This is a genomic window from Catenulispora rubra, assembly GCF_015356825.1.
Lineage (GTDB): Bacteria > Actinomycetota > Actinomycetes > Streptomycetales > Catenulisporaceae > Catenulispora > Catenulispora rubra.
The window spans coordinates 29,637-48,553 of sequence record NZ_JAACYW010000038.1; the positions used below are offsets into that span (position 1 = coordinate 29,637).

Consider the following 18,917-nt stretch of genomic DNA (forward strand, 5'->3'; position numbering starts at 1 on the left):
AAAGGAGGTGAGACCCATGAAGGCGGTATCGACGTGGGTGCTCCCCGTGCTGTCACGGGCAGGCGACTGACACAGGAGTCGTCGGGAGCACCGGATCTCAGTGCTCCCGAAAGGTGACTGCCATGTCTTCCTCACTTCTTTTCACCAGTGATCTCTTCGCGGACGGCGTCCGCGAACGCGACTTCACCGTGGGCGACGTCCCCGGTGTCCTGTGGTCGCCGGACTCCCGACCCGAGCGCGCGCCCCTGGTCCTGATCGGCCACGGCGGCGGCATTCACAAGAAGGCGCCGGCCGGCGCGGGGCGTGCCCGCAGGCTGGTGCTCGGCTGCGGGTTCCACGTGGCCGCGATCGACGCGCCCGGCCACGGCGACCGGCCGCGGACCGAGCACGACGAGCGCGAGCTCGACGCGATGTTCGCGGCGCGCGACGCCGGCGAGCCGGAGGGCCCGATCATCGTGCGGTACAACGCTTATCTGGCCGAGCAGGCCGTGCCGGAATGGCGGATGACCCTGGACGCGCTCCAAGAGCTGCCGGAGATCGGCGGCGACGGACCGGTCGGGTACTGGGGCATCAACATGGGGACGGCGACCGGCGTCCCGCTGGTCGCCTCCGACGCGCGGATCACGGCTGCCGTGTTCGGCCAGCACTGGCCCGACTTCCTGGTTGAGCCGGCGCGGAGGATCACGATCCCCATCGAGTTCGACCTGCAATGGGACGATGAGCACATCCCGCGCTCGGCCGGCCTGGAGCTGTTCGACGCCTTCGCCTCGACCGAGAAGACGTTGCACGCCAACGCGGGGCGGCACAAGGAGTTGCCGCGGTTCGAGGCGGACAGCGCCGTCCGGTTCTTCGCCCGGCACTTGATCGGCGGGTCCGGAGCCGGTTCCGCGTCGGATCCCGTGGCCCCGGCGGTGGTCGCCGCGTGACCCGGGCGACGTCGGCGTCCGGCCACCCGGCCGGGCGCCGGTGCCGCACGGCTCAGCCGCTGGCGTGGTTCCCCAGCGACTCCTTGGTCACCGACCCCATCGAGACCGCGGAGACCCGGCCCTGCTGGTCGAACTGCACCGACGCGGTCGCCCCGCCGGGCAGCTCGGCGCTGATCGTGTCGCCCTCCTGCCGCCACGGGATGCCGAAGTGGTGGAAGTAGCCGGCGACGACCTCGTACGCCGAGCGGTTGAAGAACTGCGCCCCCTGCATCAGCAGTCGGGGCAGCGCTATCGGGTCGGGCACGGCCACCGGCACCTGCGGGTCGTCCGGCACCATGTACAGCCGCCCGGTCTCGTTGGCCTGCACACCGATGTAGCCGTCGGCGCGCAGCACCCCCATCGCCCCGAAAGCCAGCATCTCCGCGGCATATCGGGGGTCTTCGAAGCCGGACAGGTCCACCAGCTCCTCGGAGAACTCCGGCACGTCGTGCTCCTGCCCGAACACCCGCAGCGCCTCAGCCGCGGCCACCACCGGCAGTTTCCCGAACCCGGGGTTGGCCCAGCCCCACAGCCAGGAGCCCTCCGAGGTGTCGAAGCTGCCGAGCACGCTGATCCGCAGCTCCCGCCCGGACTGCCGGTACCGGCGCTCGTCCAGGTTCACCGTCCACGGCCCGATCGGCAGGAACTCGTTGAACTCCTCGATCTGGCGCATGCCCCAGGCCGCGTGGGGCTCCGCCATACGGAGGAAGGCATCGCTGAACGCAGAAGTCACGTGTCGACAGTAGCGGGGCGCGGTGGATTCTGTCGGGGCGATGGTCCAAGCTGCGGGGTTAATGGCAGGTGACGGCCTTGATCTGAATTCTCAGGCGCCTCCGCGCGCCCTTGACGCGAGGCGTTCGGCGAGGGCCAGGACAAGATCGCGGAGCTCGGCCGGACGCTCGATCTCGAAGGGCAGGTCGAGCGCGGCCAGCGTGGCGGGGAGCCAGTCGAGGCGTTCGGCGCGGATGGCGAGGCGGTGCCATCCGGGGCGGCCCTCGTCGGCGAGCGGTTGGAGGGTCGCGACACTGGCTGGGAACCGCGTCCGGATCTGCTCGGCGGTGCCTTGGATCCGAAGCGCGACCTGGTGGCGGTACTCCGCGGTGGCGAATCCCGTGACGAGGCTGCGTACCGGATCGTCGCCGGGCGGGTCGAACGTGCCGGGCATTGTCCGGACGGCGTGGATCCGGTCCAGGCGGAAGGTGCGTTCCTCGCCGATCACCGGATCCAGGGCCCTGACATACCAGCGCTTCCCGTGGCTCACGATGGCATACGGATGCACGGTCCGGTCTGTGCGGTCGCCGTAGGCGATGGCGATCGGCCGCCGATTCGTCACGGCATCGGAGATCGTGAGCAGCACGGTGGCATCCGGCGCAGCGCTCTGATCGGGTTCCTCGCCGGTGAAGGCGATGCTTTCGAGCACGCTGTCCAGCCGGTCCGCCAGCCGCGCGGGCAGCACCCGCCGGATCTTGGCGGCGGCCGTCTCACCGGCCGGTCCCAGCGTCGCCGTCAGCCCGCTGCGTCGCCCCGAGAGCAGGCCCAGAAGCACCGCCAGCGCCTCGTCGTCGCCGAGCATCAGCGGCGGCAGCCGGAAGCCGCGGGCGAGCCGGTAGCCGCCGTAGCGGCCGCGTACCGACTCGACGGGGATGTCCAGATTCAGCAGGTGGTCCACGTAGCGGCGCACGGTCCGGGTGTCGACGCCGAGCCGGTCGGCGAGTTCGGCCGCCGGGCGCACGCCACCGGACTGCAACAGCTCCAGCAGCGTCAGTACGCGTCCGACGGGTCGATTCACGCTTCCCAAACTAGCGCCGATACCGGACCGATTCTGTCCGGTATCGGCCGTACGGTGCGAGTACGACGACCCGCAAGGAGAAGATCATGAACTTCGCATCGACCCGCGTCATCACCGCCGACATCACCGCTCTGGTCGCCTTCTACGAGAAGGCCACCGCCCGCGCCGCCAGCTGGTTCACCCCCGATTTCGCCGAGCTGGCCGGGCCCACCGGCGCGACCCTCGCCATCGGCAGCACCGACACCGTCCCGTTGTTCGCCGCCGGCAGTGCCGCACCGGCCGCCAACCGCAGCGTGATCCTCGAGTTCCTGGTGGACGACGTCGATGACCTGTGGCAGCAACTCGCCGCTGGGATCCCCGGCTCCGACGTCGTCGCCGAGCCCAAGACCATGCCCTGGGGCAACCGCTCCCTGCTGGTCCGCGACCCCGACGGCAACCTGGTGAACTTCTTCACGCCGGTGACGTCCGAGGCGCGCGCCAAGTTCGGGCTGTGAGGGCTAGCCGGGTTGAGGTCTAGCCGGGTTGTGGTCTAGCTGGGTTGTGGCCGGAGCCCGTCCATCAGCACGTCGAGCAATCGCTGTGCCTGCGCGGCCTTCCCGCGTTCGGCGGACACCGCGAGGATGCCGAGCACCGCGGCGCTGACGTCCTCGGCGCTGGTGTCGGCCCGGATCTCGCCGGCCGCGATCCCGGCGTCGAGGATGGCGGCGACGGCCGACAACAGCTCGCCGCGGGTGTGCGCCAGGGAGATCTCCCCGGAGTCGACCATGGCGAGCAGGGTGTCGGTCATCCCGCGCTTGGTGGCCAGCCAGTCGGCGAACAGGTCCATCCACAGGCGCAGCGCGCGCGCCGGTGAGTGCGCCCCGAGCAGGTCGTGCGCGCCGGCGGTCAGCCGTACCACCTGGTCCCGGTAGACCGCGTCGACCAGCGCCTCCCTGGTCGGGAAGTGGCGGTAGACCGTGGCGACCCCGACACCGGCCTGGCGGGCGATCTCCCGCATGGACGGCTCGGCCTCCGACGTGGCGAACGCGCGCGTGGCGGCGGCGAGCACGCTCTCGCGGTTGCGCAGCGCGTCGGAGCGGAGCGGCTGCTGGGCGGGGGAGGTCGGGGTGGCGTCCATGATTAAACGGATCGCGTTCCACTTTCGGCGGTCATCGGGTTAGTATAGGCCGGAGTTGAAACGGAGCATGTTCCGTTTAGCTTCTGCCGCTGCTTCGGCGCGTCCCGATCTGGAGATCCCATGGCTGACCACACCCCGGCACCCGACACCATGCGCACGGTCCGCTTCCATGAGTACGGCGAGCCCTCCGACGTGCTGACCCTGGAGACCGCCCCGATCCCCGAGCCTGGTCCCGGCCGCATCCGAGTGGCCGTGCACGCCTGCGGCCTGGCTCCCGCCGACTGGGCGCTGTGCCGCGGCCTGTTCGGCGGCGAGCTGCCCCGCGGTGTCGGTTGCGACGTCGCAGGGATCGTCGAAGCCGTAGGCGACGGACTCACGGACGTCGCGGTCGGCGACCTCGTGTTCGGCACCGCCGACTATGCCGGCCAGCCCAGCGCCGGCGCGGCGGACCGTGCGGTGATGGACCACTGGTTCGCCGTCCCCGAAGGACTGGACGCGATCCACGCGGCCGCGCTCCCGATGGCGCTGAGCACCGCGTACTGGCACCTGGCCCGCCTCGGACTGACGCCGGGCAGCACGCTGCTGGTCAACGGCGCCGGAACCACGATCGGCTACGCGGCCGTGCAGATCGCGCTCGTCCGCGGCCTCCGCGTCATAGCCACCGCCGGCGAGACGTACGCCGCCCGACTGACGGATCTCGGCGCCACGGTCACGCCGTACGGCGACGGCCTGGTGGAGCGCGTCAAAGCCCTGACAGACGCTCCCGTGGACATCGTCTTCGACACCGCGCCCGCGAACGGCGTGCTGCCCGATCTCGTCCGCATCGCCGACGGCGACCCCCGCCGCGTCCTGACCTGTTCCGACCTGACCGGCGCGGCAGAACTCGGAGTGCGCGACAGCTTCCACGAGGACCGCGCGGCGTTCACCGACGAAGAGCGCTACGGCCACTTCCCCGAGTTCGCGAAGCTGGCCGCCGACGGTGCGTTCGGCATCCCGATCGCCGGCACCTTCCCACTTGACCAGTGGCGCACGGCGCTGGAGATCAGCCAGTCCGGACGCGCCCGCGGCAAGCTCCTGCTGGTGCCTGCCTCAACGTGAGGAGCCGTCGCCGTGACGGCGACAGCGTAGGGTCTCACGCCGTGGGTGCGTTCGTACTGGTCGCCGAGGACGATGCGAAGCAGGCTGAGCTGGTTCGCCGTTACCTGACCCGCGAGGACCACGCGGTCCTCGTGGTCGCCGACGGTCGCGCGGCGATCGACCAGGTGCGCAGCCGACGTCCCGATCTGCTGATCCTCGACGTGATGATGCCCGAGCTCGACGGTCTTGACGTGCTGCGCGTCCTGCGGCGCGACTACGACGTGCCGATCCTCGTGGTGACGGCCCGGTCGGCGGCCGAGGACAAGCTCGCAGGCTTCGACCTCGGCGCCGACGACTACCTCACCAAGCCCTACGACCCGCGCGAGCTGATGGCCCGCGTGCGCTCGCTGCTTCGGCGCGCGCAAGCCGCCGGCGGTGCGGTCGGCTCGGCCGGATCGGTCGTCCTCCCGCTGCGCGTCGGGCCGCTGACACTCGACCAGGTCCGCCACGAGGTCCGGCTCGACGGCACCAGAATCGAGTGCACGCCGGCGGAATTCCGTCTCCTCGAAACCCTGATGTCCAGTCCCGGCCGGGTCTTCAGCCGACGCCAGCTCCTCGACCAGGCGCACGAGCCCGACAGTTTCGTCACCGAGCGCACCGCCGACGCGCACGTGAAGAACCTGCGCCGCAAGATCGAGGCGGACCCTCGCAATCCGGTGTTCCTGCAGACGGTCTACGGCGTCGGGTATCGCATGACTGACGTGACCGATGCCTCCGCCGCCGACTCCGCCGATGCCTACGATGCCTAAGTACGGCCTGCGAACCAGGCTCCTGGCCGGCACCATCCTGGTCGCGGCCGGCGCGGTCGCCGCGACAGCCTGGCTCTCGGTCCAGGGCGCGACCACCTCGATCGCGCAGCAGGAGAACACCGTCCGCCAGGCGTATCCCCTGGTCTACGAAGCCGTGGTCGACTACGCCGCCACCCACACCACCTGGTCCACCGTCGGCCCGGTCCTCGCCGACATGTCGCAGGAACTGGGCGTCCGCATCGTCGTCACCCCGGACGGCGGCCGGCCGATCGAGAGCTCGCCCGCCACGGCGTCCGACTCGCGCGGCGCGGAGCCGCTGGTGGCCATCGATCCGCTGACCGTCGACAACGAGCTCGCCGCGACCCGGTTCCCGGACGGCATCGACCCCAAGGTCACCAGTCCCTTCCTTCTCACCACCCAGGAACACTCCGACCTGGAAGCGCTCGTCGAGAAGGGAGCGGGCTGTCTGCGCTACAACGGCCTGGACGACGGCATCGCCGAAGTCCCCAGCGGCCGCCCCTACCTGCGCGTCCCGCTGGCCAGCGCCCCCGAGTCCTGCCGCGACATCCTGGGCCAGGGCGGCGGCTACATCGGGTTCGAGGACTCCCCCTCGGTCATGCCCACCGCGACCGAGCAAGCGGCGCTCAACCAGCTCGGCGCGTCGATGAAGGGCTGTGTCACCGCCGCCCCGATGAAGCTGGCGCTGACCGGCGCGGGCGAGGTCACCGTCGTCGCGCCGCCGGCCGATGAAGCGCAGGACCGCACCTGCCTGCTCAACGCCCGGCGCCTCCAGCTGCGGCCGTACGTCGCACCGGCCGCGTTCATGGAAGCCATGCCGCTCGGCAACGCCAACGGCCAGGCGAGCGTCGGCCTGTCGGCGGCCGACAGCTGGCGCATCGCCGGAGTCGCCACCCTCGTCGCGCTGCTCACGGTCGGCGTCGCCATGCTGCTGGCGAACCGCGTGATCCGTCCGGTCCGCGCGCTCACCGAGGCGACGCGCCGCATGCGCGCCGGCGACGGCACGGCCCGCGCCGCGACCAGCGCCCGCTGGGAGATCGCCGAGCTGACCGCGGCCTTCAACGAGATGGCCGAGCACGTCGCCCGGACCGACCGGCAACGCAAGGCACTGGTCAACGACATCTCCCACGAGCTGCGCACGCCGTTGAGCACGATCAAGGGCTGGTTGATCGCGGCCAACGACGGCGTGGCCGACCTGGACACCGACCTGGTCTCCTCGCTGCTGGAGGAGACCCTGCTGCTCCAGCATCTGGTCGATGACCTGCGGGACCTCGCCCTCGCCGACGCCGGGCAGCTGCGCCTGGAGCCGGCGGAGCTCGACCTCGGCGGGCTGCTCCGGCACATCGCCGCGGCCGGCGGCGGACGCGCGACCGTCGAGGTGCCGCCGGATCTGCGGGTCGTGGCGGACCCGATGCGGCTGCGGCAGGCCGTCGGGAACCTCGTGGCCAACGCCGAGCGGCACACTCCGCCGGAAGGGCGGATCACGATCCGCGCCGAGCAGGCCGGCGAGACCGTCCGCATAGCGGTGACCGACACAGGGCCCGGAATTGCCGCAGAGGATCTGGCCTCCGTCTTCGACCGCTTCTGGCGCGCGGACAAGTCGCGCAACCGCCGCACTGGCGGCAGCGGACTGGGACTGGCCATCGTGCGCCAACTCGTCGAGGCACACGGCGGCGAGGTCAGCGTGACCAGTACGCCGGGTACCGGCGCGACGTTCACCATCCAGCTGCCGGTGACGAAGGAACTCGCATAGCGTTCGCACAAGTTCTTCGCATTTGCTGGGCAGGCTCGTGCGCTGTGAAAACCCATACCTGGTCTTCCCATCCTGTCGCCGGCGGCGTGGTGGCCGTATGCGCGCTGGCTCTTGCCGCGTGCTCGTCCACCGCGGCCAAGCAGCCTCAGGCTCAAGTGCCGTCGCTGCCGGCTTCCGTCGCCACCTCCGGCTCCGGCTCGGCGAGCGCGAACGCGAACGCGAGTGCCCCGGCGGGGACGAGGGGCTCTGCCACCGCTGCGCGGCCGCGTATCACGCTCGACATGACCAACACGCAGATCAACTCGCTCTACACGCAGTACAGCCAGTGCATGGCGACGAACGGCTACAGCAAAGAGAAGAACCTCCGGGACCAGGCCGCCATGGTGAAGGCGCAGAACGCCTGCGTCTCCGAGGACCCGTTGCCGCCGTGGCAGCTCGACGCCAGTAACCCGAAGGCCGCCGAGTTCGTCCACGCGGTCGTGCAGTGCTTGCGCGACAAGGGCGTCCAGTACGTCTCGGCGGACTCCCCGCAAGGAGGCCAGTATGGGGTGTCCCTCGGCGGGCCCAACAACGACTCCCAGTCGATCACCCTGGGCATGCAGGACACGCCGGACTGCGAGAAGCAGGTCGCCGCTCAAGGGCTCGGCAGCTGAGGTGCGTAAGTGGTTCCTCGCCGCGCTGGTCGCCGTGGTCGTGTCCGCGGTCGCCGTCACAGCGGTCTACATGCTGCGTTTCCATCCCGCGCCTCCGCCTGAAGCCAAGCCCGTCGCGCCGCAGACGGCCGCCATCACCCGCACCAATCTGACCACCAGCGTCACCCTCCAGGGCACCCTCGGGTACGGCACCGCCACGCCCTACACCGGACGCAAGAGCGGGACGGTCACCTGGCTGCCCGCCGTCGGCGCGGTCGTGGGCCAAGGCCAGACGCTGTACGGCGTCGACGCGCAGCCTGTGATCCTCTTTCTCGGCGCCACGCCGCTCTACCGCGCGATCAACGCGCAGGCCACGCCGGGGCCGGACGTCGCCGAAGTCAATGCGAACCTGCGGTCCCTTGGGTATGAGGTCGCGCCGAGCGGTGACGCGTACACCTCGGGCACTGAGGCCGCGCTCAAGAAGTGGCAGCTGAGCAAGGGGTTGACGGCGAACGGCACGTTGGCGATCGGGGACCTGGCTGTGCTGCCGGCGCCGGTCCGCGTCAGCTCGCTCGACGTCCAACTCGGCGCTTCGGCCACGGCGGATCTGCTGAGTTTGAGCTCGACGACGAAGCATGTCACGGCCGCCGTCGATCCGCGGCAGGTCGATACCAGTGTTCTGATTCGCGGGCTGAAGGTCTCGCTTTCGCTGCCCAACAGTAAGCAGACCACGGGCACCGTTTCAGCGCTGAGCTCGCCCGGTGCGGCGGCTGCGGCCGGTTCCGCTTCTGGCGGCGGTGGCAGTGGCGGCAGTGGTGGTGGCTCGTCCGGACCGTCGATGACCATCGACGTCGCCGACCAGTCGGTGCTGTCTGGGATGGATTCCGGTTCGGTCGGGGTGAACATCACCACGGGCTCTGTGAACAACGTCCTGGCTGTGCCGGTCGAGGCTTTGGTCGCGGTCCAGGGCGGCGGCTACGCGGTGCAGGTGGTTGCCGGGACCGGCCAGACGAGCATTCTCGTCGGGGTGCAGACCGGGCTGTTCGCGAACGGGCTCGTGCAGATCTCCGGGCAGGGGATCACCGAGGGGCTGAAGGTCGTGACCGTCTCGTGAGTGCGGTGCTGCGACTGGACCACGCGACCAAGGACTATGCCGGCGGCGTGCGGGCCCTGGACGACGCCAGCCTCACCATCGACGCCGGCGAACTGCTCGCCATCGTCGGGCCCTCCGGCTCCGGCAAGTCCACGCTGCTGAACCTGATGGGGACCCTGGACCGGCCCTCCAGCGGGACCGTGTCCGTGCGGGATCAGGACGTGGTGACGCTGAACGACCGGGAGCTGTCCGCCCTACGCGCCAGAGAGATCGGATTCGTGTTCCAGCAGTTCCAGCTCATCGAAGGGCTCAGCGCCGCCCAGAACGTGGCGACCGGCCTCCTCTACGCCGGCGTGCCACGCAGATCCCGCAGCGCCCTCGCCGAAACCGCCCTGGACAAGGTCGGCCTCGCACACCGCCGGCACCACAAGCCGCACCAACTCTCCGGCGGCGAGAAGCAGCGCGTAGCCATCGCCCGAGCACTGGTCAACGACCCAGCACTGGTCCTCGCCGACGAGCCCACGGGAGCACTCGACACCGCCAACGGCCGCGCGATCCTCCAGCTGCTCCGGACCCTCAACCAAGCCGGCACCACCATCGCCCTGATCACCCACGACCGGCAGATCGCCGACGCCCTGCCCCGCCGCGTGGAGATCCTGGACGGACGAATCAAGGCCGACGAGGTGCTGCACGCGCCGGTCGCTGCGGAGCAGGGGGCGGTGTTGTGACGCGCTTTGACGGGGACGCCTCCGAGGATGCCGCCCGCGATGCGGCTTCCGAGCATGGCGCCCGCGATGCCGACCACTCCGCTGCCCCCGAGCGCGCCGCCTTTGCTGCTGCCTGCGCCGCCGCCGACCGCGATGAGCTTGCCGCCCGAGACGTCGCGCCTGAGCAGCACTTTGATCCGGATGCTTCCGAGCGCGGCCCGGACCCTAAGCGCTCCGCCCGCTCCTCCCCCCGCACCGTCCGCCTCAACCCCGCCGACATCCTCGGCCTCGGCCTCCTCGGCCCCCGCACCCGCAAGATGCGGGCCGTCCTGTCCTCCCTCGGCATCTCGATCGGCATCGCCACCGTGATCATGGTCGTCGGCATCCCGGCGTCCTCCCAGCGCGCCCTCACCGATCAGCTCTCGGCGCTCGGTACGAACCTGCTCAGTGCGCAGGCCGTTCTGGACCAGGACACCCAGACCCTGCCGCCGGTCCTGAAGTCGGCCGGTGCGATGGTCGCCAGGATCCCGCCGGTCGAGCAGGTCAGCGAGGTCGCCAACACCGGCGCCGAGGTGCGCCGCTCGCCGGCCATCCCGGCCAAGGACAGCTCCGGCGTCACCGTCCTGGCCGCCGAGGGCTACGACCTCCCCGCGGTGATCGGCGCGCACCTCGTTGCCGGGCACTACCTCACCGCCTCGGACGCGGCCTTCCCGACCGTCGTCCTCGGCTCGGTGGCCGCCACTTGGCTCGGCATCACCAAGCTCCCGCCGAGCCAGCCTGCCCCGCAGATCTGGATCGGCTCCCAGGCCTTCACCGTGGTCGGCATCCTCGCCGCCAGCCCGCTGGCCCCCGAAGTGCAGCAATCCGTCCTCGTCGGCTGGGACGCGGCCCGCCACTACCTGAGCTTCGACGAGCACCCGACGCAGCTCTACGCGCGAGTCCGGGAATCCCAGATCTACGCGGTCCAATCCGTCCTCGCCGCGACGGTCTACCCGCAGAACCCGGGCCAGATCGTGGTCAGCCAGCCCTCGGCCGCCCTCGCGGCCAAGCAGCTGACCGAGACCGCGCTGTCAGGCCTGTTCCTCGGCCTGGCAGGCGTGGCGCTGCTGGTGGGAGCGGTCGGCGTGGCCAACACGATGATCGTGTCAGTCCTCGAACGCCGCAGGGAGATCGGCCTGCGCCGAGCCCTCGGCGCCACCCGCCGCCAGATCCGCGGCCAGTTCCTCACCGAATCCGTGCTGCTGTGTCTGCTCGGCGGCCTCGCCGGCGCCGCCGTCGGCGTCCTCGGCACCGCCGGCTACGCGATGTCCCGCAACTGGCCCGCCGTCATCCCCATCGGCTCCGTGCTCGGCGGCGTCGGCGCGGCGCTCGTCGTCGGCGTGCTCGCCGGGGTCCATCCGGCGGTGCGCGCCTCGCGCCTGCCGCCGACCGAGGCCCTGGCGACGGTGTGACGCGACGGCCCCGAAACTTCACCTCGGGGCCATCGCTCAATGTTTCGAAGGATCGAGCATCGCTGTACCCTGATTCGCGCACCGCGCGGTACCCGTTCCTCTGACGAAGGCGGCCGATGTCGAGTCTGACGCGCAAAGCCACGCGCCGTCTGAAGCACAGCCTCAAGGACGACGAACAGGTGCTCAACGCCACGTCGGCGGCCCGCATAGGCGGCATGCGCGAATACGCGGCGGGCGCGTTGCCCGGCCTCGGCGTCGTCGGCATGGTCGCCGGAAGCCGCGTCGGTAAGGGCGGCGCGGAGAACGTCGACCCCCGCGCGGCCGGTCCCACCAGATCGAATGGATCGGCGAGCCGGTCACCGACCCGGGGGTCCTGACCAAGACGGAACGCGTCGTCATCGGAGTACGCGGCCCCGTCGTCGTGGGGTGGGAGGTCCCGCGGATCTTCACACGCCATGGTCGCGCGCTCCTGGCTGAACTGACGGGACCGGCAACGCCTGAATAGCGGCGGCATACTACTGCGCTATGAGCGACGATCAGTTCGGCACGGCGCGGCGGGATCCCGAGGACGAGTTCACCCTGCCATCCGCCTACGACGGCCGGAGGATCGTCGACCGCTCCCGGTTCGGGTTCGGTAAGCACCCTGATATCGATCGCAGTGGTGCCGAGCGGGTACTGGCGCGGCGCCGGCAACCGGATTCCGGTCTGCTACGCCTGATCGAGCAGGCACGGACCTCTCCCGAAAGCGATCCGGAGTTGGCCGAGGCGCTGTCCGGCGTCGATGCCTTCGACCTCGCAGTTCAGTCTCCATTGCAGGCCGCTCTGATCGCGACGGTGATTCGCGACAGCGAGTATTCGAACCCTGATGACGTCGCGAACGTCGAGATCTGGGAATGCGCTCGGGATCTAGCCTTCGCGATGAAGGCGTTCGCCCATTTCTGCCTTCTGGACCACGAGCCGGGACTCGTTCGCCTGCGGCCAGCCGATCAGCCGCCGATGCTGCTCGACGACTGGCCGCAGCTGAAGCGATTGCTGGAGCTCCGCCGCCGGGTTCCAGGACCGGATCACGACGACGCCAAACGCGCAGCCGTCCGCCTGAGGGAGGACGATCGCACCGGCTTTCATCGAACCCTGACGAGCTTCCTGTTCCCCGAGGAGGCCGACTGGAGCCGGTCCGACAGGGAGGCCGCGACGCAGGGACTGCTTCCGGCCGTCGCGCTCCTTCCCGGGATACGTAGCGCACAGCAGGCTGTCGCGCTCGGCGAGGCCGCTCGCGTGCAGCCCTGGAAGTGGGACGGCGACCTCGACATCGAGCTCACGTTCCTGACCTACGCGGGCGCCGACGCCTTGCCGTTCCTGGTCGCGTGGCTCGACCTCGGCCATCGTTGTGAACCGGGCGAACCGTGCGCGGCCCACGAACGAATCCTGGACCTGATCGCCCGGATTCCGCGCGCCGAGGCGATATCGGCTCTCCTGGACCGAGCCGAGGATCCCAGGGTCCTGTCTCGCCTGCACGAGGCCGTGGCGCGATTCCCACGACGCGCCTTGCGAGTCCTGGCCGAGGCTGAACCGACCTCGATCGCCGTCGCCGTCCTCACCGCAGTCGTACACGCCGATCCCGAGTTCGCTCGCTCCGAGCTGGCGTATCTGACCCCGGCCGGCGCCAAGCAGGTCAGCGCACTGTTTCCCGACGATCCGGACGGAGCCGCGCTCCTGGCTCAGCTTCCTGCGATCCTCGCAGCGCCGCCGTGGCGGGACCGGAAACGTAAGCCGGCGCAGCCGATCGTGGTCGAAGGACTCACGCCGCCGGCCGAGACCAAGGTGGTCTGGCTGCCCGGCGAACGGGAGGAGTGGCTCTGCCCGCAGGACGCCGGTTGGGCGCCGCAGGAGGGCTGGTCGGTCCTCGTAAAGCAGATCCCTGATGACGCGGCCGACGCCTCGACCGCGCTCTACTTCGCCGCACACGGGCCCGACGACCTGGTCCGTCCGCTGTTGGCCGACGGATGGCGACCCTCTATCAAGGCAGACGACGATCGGGCCCGGGCCTTCATCGCGCGGTATGAAGTCCTCGCGCTTCCGGCTGTACTGGCGATCGAGCGTCGGCCCGCGCTGCGTGCGCGGTTACTTGTGCCGTTCGCGAATCCGGAGGTCGTCGCGCTGATGGTGGACGGCTTGAGCCGACTGCGCAGCGTGCAGGGCTTGGCGATGAACTGGCTGCGTCGGCATCCCGAGACGGCGGCGCGGTGCGCGGTGCCGGCGGCGTTGGGGAAGCGCGGCAAGGTCCGCCGCAGCGCTGAGGCCGCGCTGCGGGTCGTCGAAACCGTCGGCGTCGACGTGCCGGCGGTCGCGACTCGCGCCTACGGTGCCGAGGCCGGTCAGGCGGTCAAGGAGCTGCTGGCCGACGACGGGCTCGGCGTCTTCCCGCGCACGATGCCCCAGCCGCCGCCAGCTGCTCGGGCTGCGCTACTGGCCCCGATCCGGTTGAAGGACGGCCAGACGACGCTGCCGCAGAGTGCTGCGCAAGCCGTCGTCGACATGCTCATGATCTCCAAGCCGGACGAGTCGTACGCCGGATTGGCGATCGTCACAGAGGCCTGCGACGCCGCCTCTCTGGCCGAGTTCGCATGGTCGCTGTACAAGGCATCGCGCGAGGTCGGTTTGCGCGCACTCGGCGCGTTCGGGGACGAGAGCACCGTCGAGCGGCTGCTTCCGGTGCTGCGGGAGATGAACGAGAGCGGCGACGAGTCGGTCGGGGACGAGTTCCGGGTGCTGGCGGCGACCGGCGGCGACCGGGCTTTGACGACGCTGCGAGCCTACGCGGCGAAGGGGCGGCTGGCCGGGATCAAGCGCGCGGCGCAGGAGCGGTTCGACTCCATCGCCGAGGCGATGGACCTGTCGGCGAGCGCGCTGTCCGACCGCGTGGTTCCGGACCTCGGTCTGGGGCCGGAGGGCTCGCTGGAGTTGGACTACGGGGCGCGTCGGTTCGTCGTCGGATTCGACGAGCTGTTGCGTCCGTGGGTCGCGGATGCGGCCGGCAAGCCGTTGAAGGCGTTGCCGAAGCCCGGCAAGAACGATGACCCGGAGTTGGCGGACGCGGCGTACAAGAAGTTCGCGGAGCTCAAGAAGACGGCTCGGACGGTCGCCGTCGATCAGGTCAACCGGCTGGAGTCGGCGATGCTCAGCCGGGGCCGGTGGTCGCCGGAGGATTTCGGCACGTACTTGGTGGGGCACCCGGTCATGCGGCGTCTCGTGCGGCGGTTGGTCTGGGGCGTCTATGACGAGCAGGAGAACGTGCTCGGGTCGTTCCGGGTGGCCGAGGACCTTAGCTACGCAGATGTCAGCGATGCGCATTACGAGATCCCGCCTCGCGCGAAGGTAGGCGTCGCGCACCCCGCGGACTTGGGGGCGGCGCTGGGGGAGTGGTCCGAGGTCGTGGCCGACTACGAGATCCTGCAGCCGTTCGAACAACTGGGGCGGCCGCTTCCGGGGCTGACCGCCGGGGATCGCGCGTCGAAACTGCTCGTCCGGTCCTTCATCACGCCGGAGCCGGCACAACTCGGTTACCTGATCCCCCAGACCACGTTCTTCGCGTGGTCGATCGCCGCACTCCGGGCTCGAGGCTGGCAGCGTGGCCCCCTGGCCGCCGCTTCGCTGGCCGAGGGCCCACGCTGGCACCGCAGCCTGCGTTCGGTCGGTGGCGGTCGGCACGTGGTCATGGAGCTGGAGCCGGGCATTCAGGCCGGGGCTCCGGGCTATAGCGAGCTTCAGTTCATCACCGCGGTCTGGCTGAGCTCGACCGGCGAGAGCCCCGAATTCGACCGCCACGCGCTGCCGTGGTCCGAACTCGACGACGCGACAGCCGCGCAGGTGCTGCGCCAGCTGGAGGAACTACAGGGGTAGTTTCAGTACCCGCATATAGATGGAGGCTCGATGTCAGGCGGACAGCTGTACGACACCATCGGCGCGGCCTACACGGCGACCCGCCGTACCGATGCTCGGATCGCCGCGCAGATCTGGGCGGTGCTCGGCGATGCTCGGACCGTGCTGAACGTCGGCGCGGGCACCGGGTCCTACGAGCCTCCGGACCGTGACGTCACCGCGGTGGAACCGTCGGCGACCATGCGGGCCCAACGCCCGGCCGGCGCGGCCCCGTGCATCGCCGCCAGCGCGGAAAGCCTCCCGTTCGAGGACCAGTCCTTCGACGCCGCGATGGCCTTAGCGACCATCGACCACTGGGAGGACCCCATCGCCGGCCTGCGCGAGCTGCGCCGCGTCGCCCGCCGCGTGGTGGTGTTCACCCACGACGCCAGCGACCCCGACCGCTTCTGGCTGACCCGCGACTACCTGCCTGAGCACGCCGCCCTCTGGACCGGCCGCCCTCCCCTCTCCGAGCTGGCCGCAGCGATCGCAGCCCGCGCCGAACCCGTACGCATCCCCTGGAACTGCACCGACGGCTTCTACGAGGCCTACTGGCGCCGCCCCGACGCCTACCTCGACGAACACATCCGCCGCGGCATGTCGGTCTGGTCCCGCGTCGGCCCCGCCGCCGAACAGCGGGCAGTCCGCGCCCTCCGCGCCGACCTGGCGTCCGGCCGATGGGCCGAGCGCAACCGCGACTTGCTCGGCCTTGATGAGGCAGCCTTTTGTAGTTGCCTGCTTATCGCCTGACAGCCGATATGACATGGCTCCTCGGCCCGAGCCTCTGGAAGGATCTCAGCGTGGGATCCGTGCTGAGCAGCCTTCATGTTGACGTCCGCGTTTCCAGCGAGACCGGACGGAACGGCGTCATCGTCGTGAGCGCCGTCGTCCATCCGATCGTCGACGGCCGCGACGTCGTCGCCGACGCCTTCGAGTCCGGACCCGGCCATGTGCCTGAGCTGCTGCTCCGGCCGGACGGGCTGCGTGCGGGCGACGAACCCCACGAGGTCGAGCTGGCCGAGGCCGATTGCACCTGGCGCTGCTGCGGTGCGCTGTGCGTGACCATCCGGCGCGACGGTGGCCAGGCTGCTCGACGACTGGCTGCGTGCCGATCCGGAGCGGTTGGGCCGTTGGCAGTTCGAGCTTGAGACCGCGTCGTCCTGGAAGCCTGACGAGATCGACGTCCTGCTGTTCCACCCACGGCCTCCGACCGCCTATGCGCCATGGCTCCAGTTCCGCACGGTCCTGACGGTCACCGACGAGGACCCCTCAGTGCAGGCGGGACGCTTCGGAGCCGAACTGACCGACAACGACCCGCGCGGCTACGCCGAGATCTGTGGCGGCTCCGCCGAATTCGCCCGCGAGCTCGGATATGAGTGGCCCCCGAGGCCGGCGTGATTTCCGGGAAGCGAAACGGTCAGCGCCCAGTAGAACGGCCAAAGGTTCGTCCCCCAGTGGGGATCGGTGGCCTCCAGGGCAGCCCGGTTGTCCGGGGTGCGCAGCAGGCAGCGGTGGCGTACGAGATCGCGTCGTTCTGACCGGGTGAGCAGGGGCGGCAGGTCCCCGTCTCGGGGGTCGTCCGCTTCGACGTCCCCGGTGACGTCGACGTTCAGGTGCTGGACGTGGTCGGCGCGGTAGTCGCGGCGGAAGTCGGTGTCCCACTCGGAGTAGCGGCCCCAGGCCCCCGAGAGGTCGATCGCGGGGCGGTGGCGACGCAGGAACGTCCAGTACAGCGGGGACCGGTCGGCGATGCCGCGCTGTGCGTGGTTGACTCCGGCGCGGACCTTCACCCCGGCCCGGGCGAAGACCATCTGCCCGAGCATCAGTCCCGGCCAGACCGGATCGGAGACGGTGATCGGCGCGTCGGCGTCGTCGGCCTGGTCGACCTCGACGATCTCGACGATCTCGTGGAGCAGCGGGTCGAAGCGCAGATCGGTGATCGGGCTCATCCCCAGCGCGGTGAACAGCTCCAGGTACTGCTCGCGGGTGATGGCCGGCCAGTCGGTGCCGACGAGGTCGAGCCAGTGTTCCCACGGCGTGTCCCACGCCGGGTCGGCCTCCGGTTGAAAGCTCAGGAGAAGCACGTCACTGAGCCTGCTGAGCGCATAGAGGGTCGTGAGGGAGTCTGCGCGATGCGCCGGGCTCCCCGGGCCGTCCGGGGTCTGCTCGTATACGGACATCGATCCGAGTTCTGCGCGGAAACCGTCGCGACCCTAGGCGAGTGTAGGTCCTCGTTCTCTTCGTCCAACGGCGACGCTGTGAGCTGGGAAGAGTCCTGGATCTCAGTCCTTGTCCACAAGTCGCTTTCTCACAGTTCTGTCCAGTCCGTCACTGAAGTGGGGTGACGAGGGCGCGGCAGGTATCGCGGTCCCGTGGTAGCCCCGTCCTCCGGAACCATGGCTGAGCGCTGGCGGCGCGCCAGAGGTCCTCCCGATCGATCAGCGCGGATAGGTAGGTGCGCTGAGCTGCCGAGAATCTGTCGCCATCCTGGTGGAGACGTGGGAATGCCGCTGTCAGGAACGAACCGAGGTCCTTGTCGAGGGTGAACATCCCGGCTAAGGGGAGCGTGGCGAGCGCGGCGGGGAGTAGTTCCGCGAAGTCGTCGACGCGTTCGACTGCTGCCCAGATCAGGTCGAATCGCAGCCAGCCCTCCTGGCCCGGCAGGTGTCCCTCGAACCAGTGATCGGCCACGGTGGGTGTGAGCAGCGCGTCTAGGATCGCGCGTGTGGCGCGTGGATCGTCCGCCAATTCGGGCGCCAGCGCGGCACAGGCCCTGACTCCGGGATGTTCATCAAGAAGCAAGGCCTGCGGGCGGGCTCCCAGCATGCCCAGAAGTCGTGCTGCTGCCGCCCGCGCTCTGGGATCCGAGCAATCGCCGGCAGTGGATTCGAGACGTTCGGTCAGCGCTGACTGCGCTTCGACCAGGTCTTGGTGCCCGCTGAGGTGGACGGCCGCTTCCAAGGCCTTGACTCTGATGCGGCCGTCGGGGTCGTCGAAGACCAAGGTCAGCGCAGCGAGAAGCTCAGGCGCGGTGGACCGGCAGGCCAGTTTGTTCCGGGCGCGCATCGTCTGCTGGAACTCGCGGTCCAGCATCGCGGCCGCCGGTGTCTTCGGAGGAGGCGAGGTGTCATCTCGGGTGATGTCCTGCAGCCAGGCTCTGGTTTCGGCCCGCATCCGCTCGAGGTCAGCTTCGTCGCGCCCCGCAGGGTGGGCCTCAGCGATCAGCGCTGCGTCGTCCACGGCATCGAACATGCAGGACTCGGCGACACGGGCGAGGAAGTCGACCAGGTCCAGGCGCAGTGGGCGTGGTGCGGTGTCCCAAGGCAGGACGTTCTCCACGAGCTCCATGGTTCGCGGATCATCGAGCATCGCCGCGACGACAAGAGCGACCGGACCGGTAGCCGAGTAGATGCTGCCCTGGTGCAGGACTGAGCTGTCCAGATAGGCAACCGCAGCGCTGCGGGTTTGAACGTCCTTGCCGAGCAATGCCAACAACTGGAAAGGGGCATCGGAGGCCGGCCCATAGGCGTGGTCAAGCTCCGACCAGTCAGTCTGTATCAGCAGCGCGTCTACCGAGTCCACGCACCG

Annotated in this window: 18 protein-coding genes and 1 pseudogene; 13 read left to right on the forward strand and 6 right to left on the reverse strand. The window is 70.0% G+C overall.

Going from position 1 to position 18,917, the window contains the following annotated elements:
* Positions 1-122: 122 nt before the first annotated feature.
* Positions 123-926, forward strand: coding sequence for an alpha/beta hydrolase family protein (locus GWK61_RS13680; RefSeq protein WP_194908727.1), 804 nt, complete (start codon positions 123-125; stop codon positions 924-926).
* Between the two features lie 52 nt (positions 927-978).
* On the opposite strand, the gene GWK61_RS13685 is transcribed toward GWK61_RS13680, so the two are convergent.
* Both GWK61_RS13685 and GWK61_RS13690 read right to left on the reverse strand, forming a co-directional pair.
* Entirely contained in the window at positions 979-1,698 is a 720-nt protein-coding gene (locus GWK61_RS13685; RefSeq protein ID WP_323747552.1) for a DUF6882 domain-containing protein, read from the reverse strand.
* A 90-nt stretch (positions 1,699-1,788) separates the two neighbouring features.
* Positions 1,789-2,754 carry a helix-turn-helix transcriptional regulator gene (locus GWK61_RS13690; RefSeq protein ID WP_194908728.1) on the reverse strand — a complete coding sequence of 322 codons (966 nt, stop codon included), beginning with the start codon at positions 2,752-2,754 and terminating at the stop codon, positions 1,789-1,791.
* Positions 2,755-2,840: 86 nt separating this feature from the next.
* On the opposite strand from GWK61_RS13690, the gene GWK61_RS13695 reads away from it, so the two are divergent.
* Entirely contained in the window at positions 2,841-3,248 is a 408-nt protein-coding gene (locus tag GWK61_RS13695; RefSeq protein WP_194908729.1) for a VOC family protein, read from the forward strand.
* A 35-nt stretch (positions 3,249-3,283) separates the two neighbouring features.
* Here GWK61_RS13695 and GWK61_RS13700 read toward each other — a convergent pair whose 3' ends face one another.
* Positions 3,284-3,871 (reverse strand): TetR/AcrR family transcriptional regulator, encoded by a 588-nt coding sequence (locus GWK61_RS13700; RefSeq protein WP_194908730.1) that lies wholly within the window; start codon positions 3,869-3,871, stop codon positions 3,284-3,286.
* A gap of 120 nt (positions 3,872-3,991) precedes the next feature.
* Here GWK61_RS13700 and GWK61_RS13705 point away from each other — a divergent pair, with 120 nt between their 5' ends.
* From GWK61_RS13705 to GWK61_RS13715, 3 genes are read left to right on the forward strand one after another with little or no spacing between them, the layout of a single operon-like run.
* Positions 3,992-4,969, forward strand: coding sequence for an NADP-dependent oxidoreductase (locus GWK61_RS13705; RefSeq protein WP_228562272.1), 978 nt, complete (start codon positions 3,992-3,994; stop codon positions 4,967-4,969).
* A gap of 41 nt (positions 4,970-5,010) precedes the next feature.
* The gene (locus GWK61_RS13710; protein WP_194908731.1) at positions 5,011-5,757 is read left to right on the forward strand and encodes a response regulator transcription factor; all 747 of its coding nucleotides are present in this window, start codon (positions 5,011-5,013) and stop codon (positions 5,755-5,757) included.
* Positions 5,741-7,528: a sensor histidine kinase gene (locus GWK61_RS13715; RefSeq protein WP_228562273.1), complete on the forward strand. Its 1,788-nt coding sequence runs from the start codon at positions 5,741-5,743 to the stop codon at positions 7,526-7,528. The genes GWK61_RS13710 and GWK61_RS13715 overlap by 17 nt, the downstream gene beginning before the upstream one ends.
* Before the next feature lie 151 nt (positions 7,529-7,679).
* Here the strand turns inward: GWK61_RS13715 and GWK61_RS58490 are convergent, their stop codons facing one another.
* On the reverse strand, positions 7,680-7,811 hold the full coding sequence (locus tag GWK61_RS58490; protein ID WP_267254260.1) for a hypothetical protein: 132 nt from the start codon (positions 7,809-7,811) through the stop codon (positions 7,680-7,682).
* On the opposite strand from GWK61_RS58490, the gene GWK61_RS13720 reads away from it, so the two are divergent.
* The 8 genes and pseudogenes from GWK61_RS13720 to GWK61_RS13755 all read left to right on the forward strand — a co-directional run bounded on the left by GWK61_RS13720 (position 7,810) and on the right by GWK61_RS13755 (position 16,477).
* Positions 7,810-8,181, forward strand: a complete 372-nt coding sequence (locus tag GWK61_RS13720) for a hypothetical protein (protein ID WP_194908732.1) — start codon at positions 7,810-7,812, stop codon at positions 8,179-8,181. The genes GWK61_RS58490 and GWK61_RS13720 overlap by 2 nt on opposite strands.
* 1 nt (position 8,182) lies before the next feature.
* The gene (locus tag GWK61_RS13725; RefSeq protein ID WP_194908733.1) at positions 8,183-9,274 is read left to right on the forward strand and encodes a peptidoglycan-binding protein; all 1,092 of its coding nucleotides are present in this window, start codon (positions 8,183-8,185) and stop codon (positions 9,272-9,274) included.
* Positions 9,271-9,981: an ABC transporter ATP-binding protein gene (locus tag GWK61_RS13730; protein ID WP_194908734.1), complete on the forward strand. Its 711-nt coding sequence runs from the start codon at positions 9,271-9,273 to the stop codon at positions 9,979-9,981. The genes GWK61_RS13725 and GWK61_RS13730 overlap by 4 nt, the downstream gene beginning before the upstream one ends.
* A gap of 257 nt (positions 9,982-10,238) precedes the next feature.
* Positions 10,239-11,411 carry an ABC transporter permease gene (locus GWK61_RS13735; RefSeq protein WP_369125586.1) on the forward strand — a complete coding sequence of 391 codons (1,173 nt, stop codon included), beginning with the start codon at positions 10,239-10,241 and terminating at the stop codon, positions 11,409-11,411.
* Between the two features lie 116 nt (positions 11,412-11,527).
* Entirely contained in the window at positions 11,528-11,788 is a 261-nt protein-coding gene (locus GWK61_RS13740) for a hypothetical protein (protein ID WP_194908735.1), read from the forward strand.
* 148 nt (positions 11,789-11,936) lie between these two features.
* Entirely contained in the window at positions 11,937-15,311 is a 3,375-nt protein-coding gene (locus tag GWK61_RS13745) for a DUF4132 domain-containing protein (protein ID WP_194908736.1), read from the forward strand.
* Between the two features lie 36 nt (positions 15,312-15,347).
* Positions 15,348-16,079 (forward strand): annotated as a pseudogene (locus GWK61_RS13750) (class I SAM-dependent methyltransferase); the annotation flags it as partial.
* Positions 16,080-16,129: 50 nt separating this feature from the next.
* Positions 16,130-16,477: a hypothetical protein gene (locus GWK61_RS13755; RefSeq protein WP_194908738.1), complete on the forward strand. Its 348-nt coding sequence runs from the start codon at positions 16,130-16,132 to the stop codon at positions 16,475-16,477.
* A 174-nt stretch (positions 16,478-16,651) separates the two neighbouring features.
* Here the strand turns inward: GWK61_RS13755 and GWK61_RS13760 are convergent, their stop codons facing one another.
* A complete protein-coding gene (locus GWK61_RS13760) occupies positions 16,652-17,509 on the reverse strand; it encodes a hypothetical protein (protein ID WP_194908739.1) in 858 nt (285 codons plus the stop codon).
* A gap of 148 nt (positions 17,510-17,657) precedes the next feature.
* Positions 17,658-18,911: a hypothetical protein gene (locus GWK61_RS13765; protein ID WP_194908740.1), complete on the reverse strand. Its 1,254-nt coding sequence runs from the start codon at positions 18,909-18,911 to the stop codon at positions 17,658-17,660.
* Between the last annotated feature and the right edge of the window lie 6 nt (positions 18,912-18,917).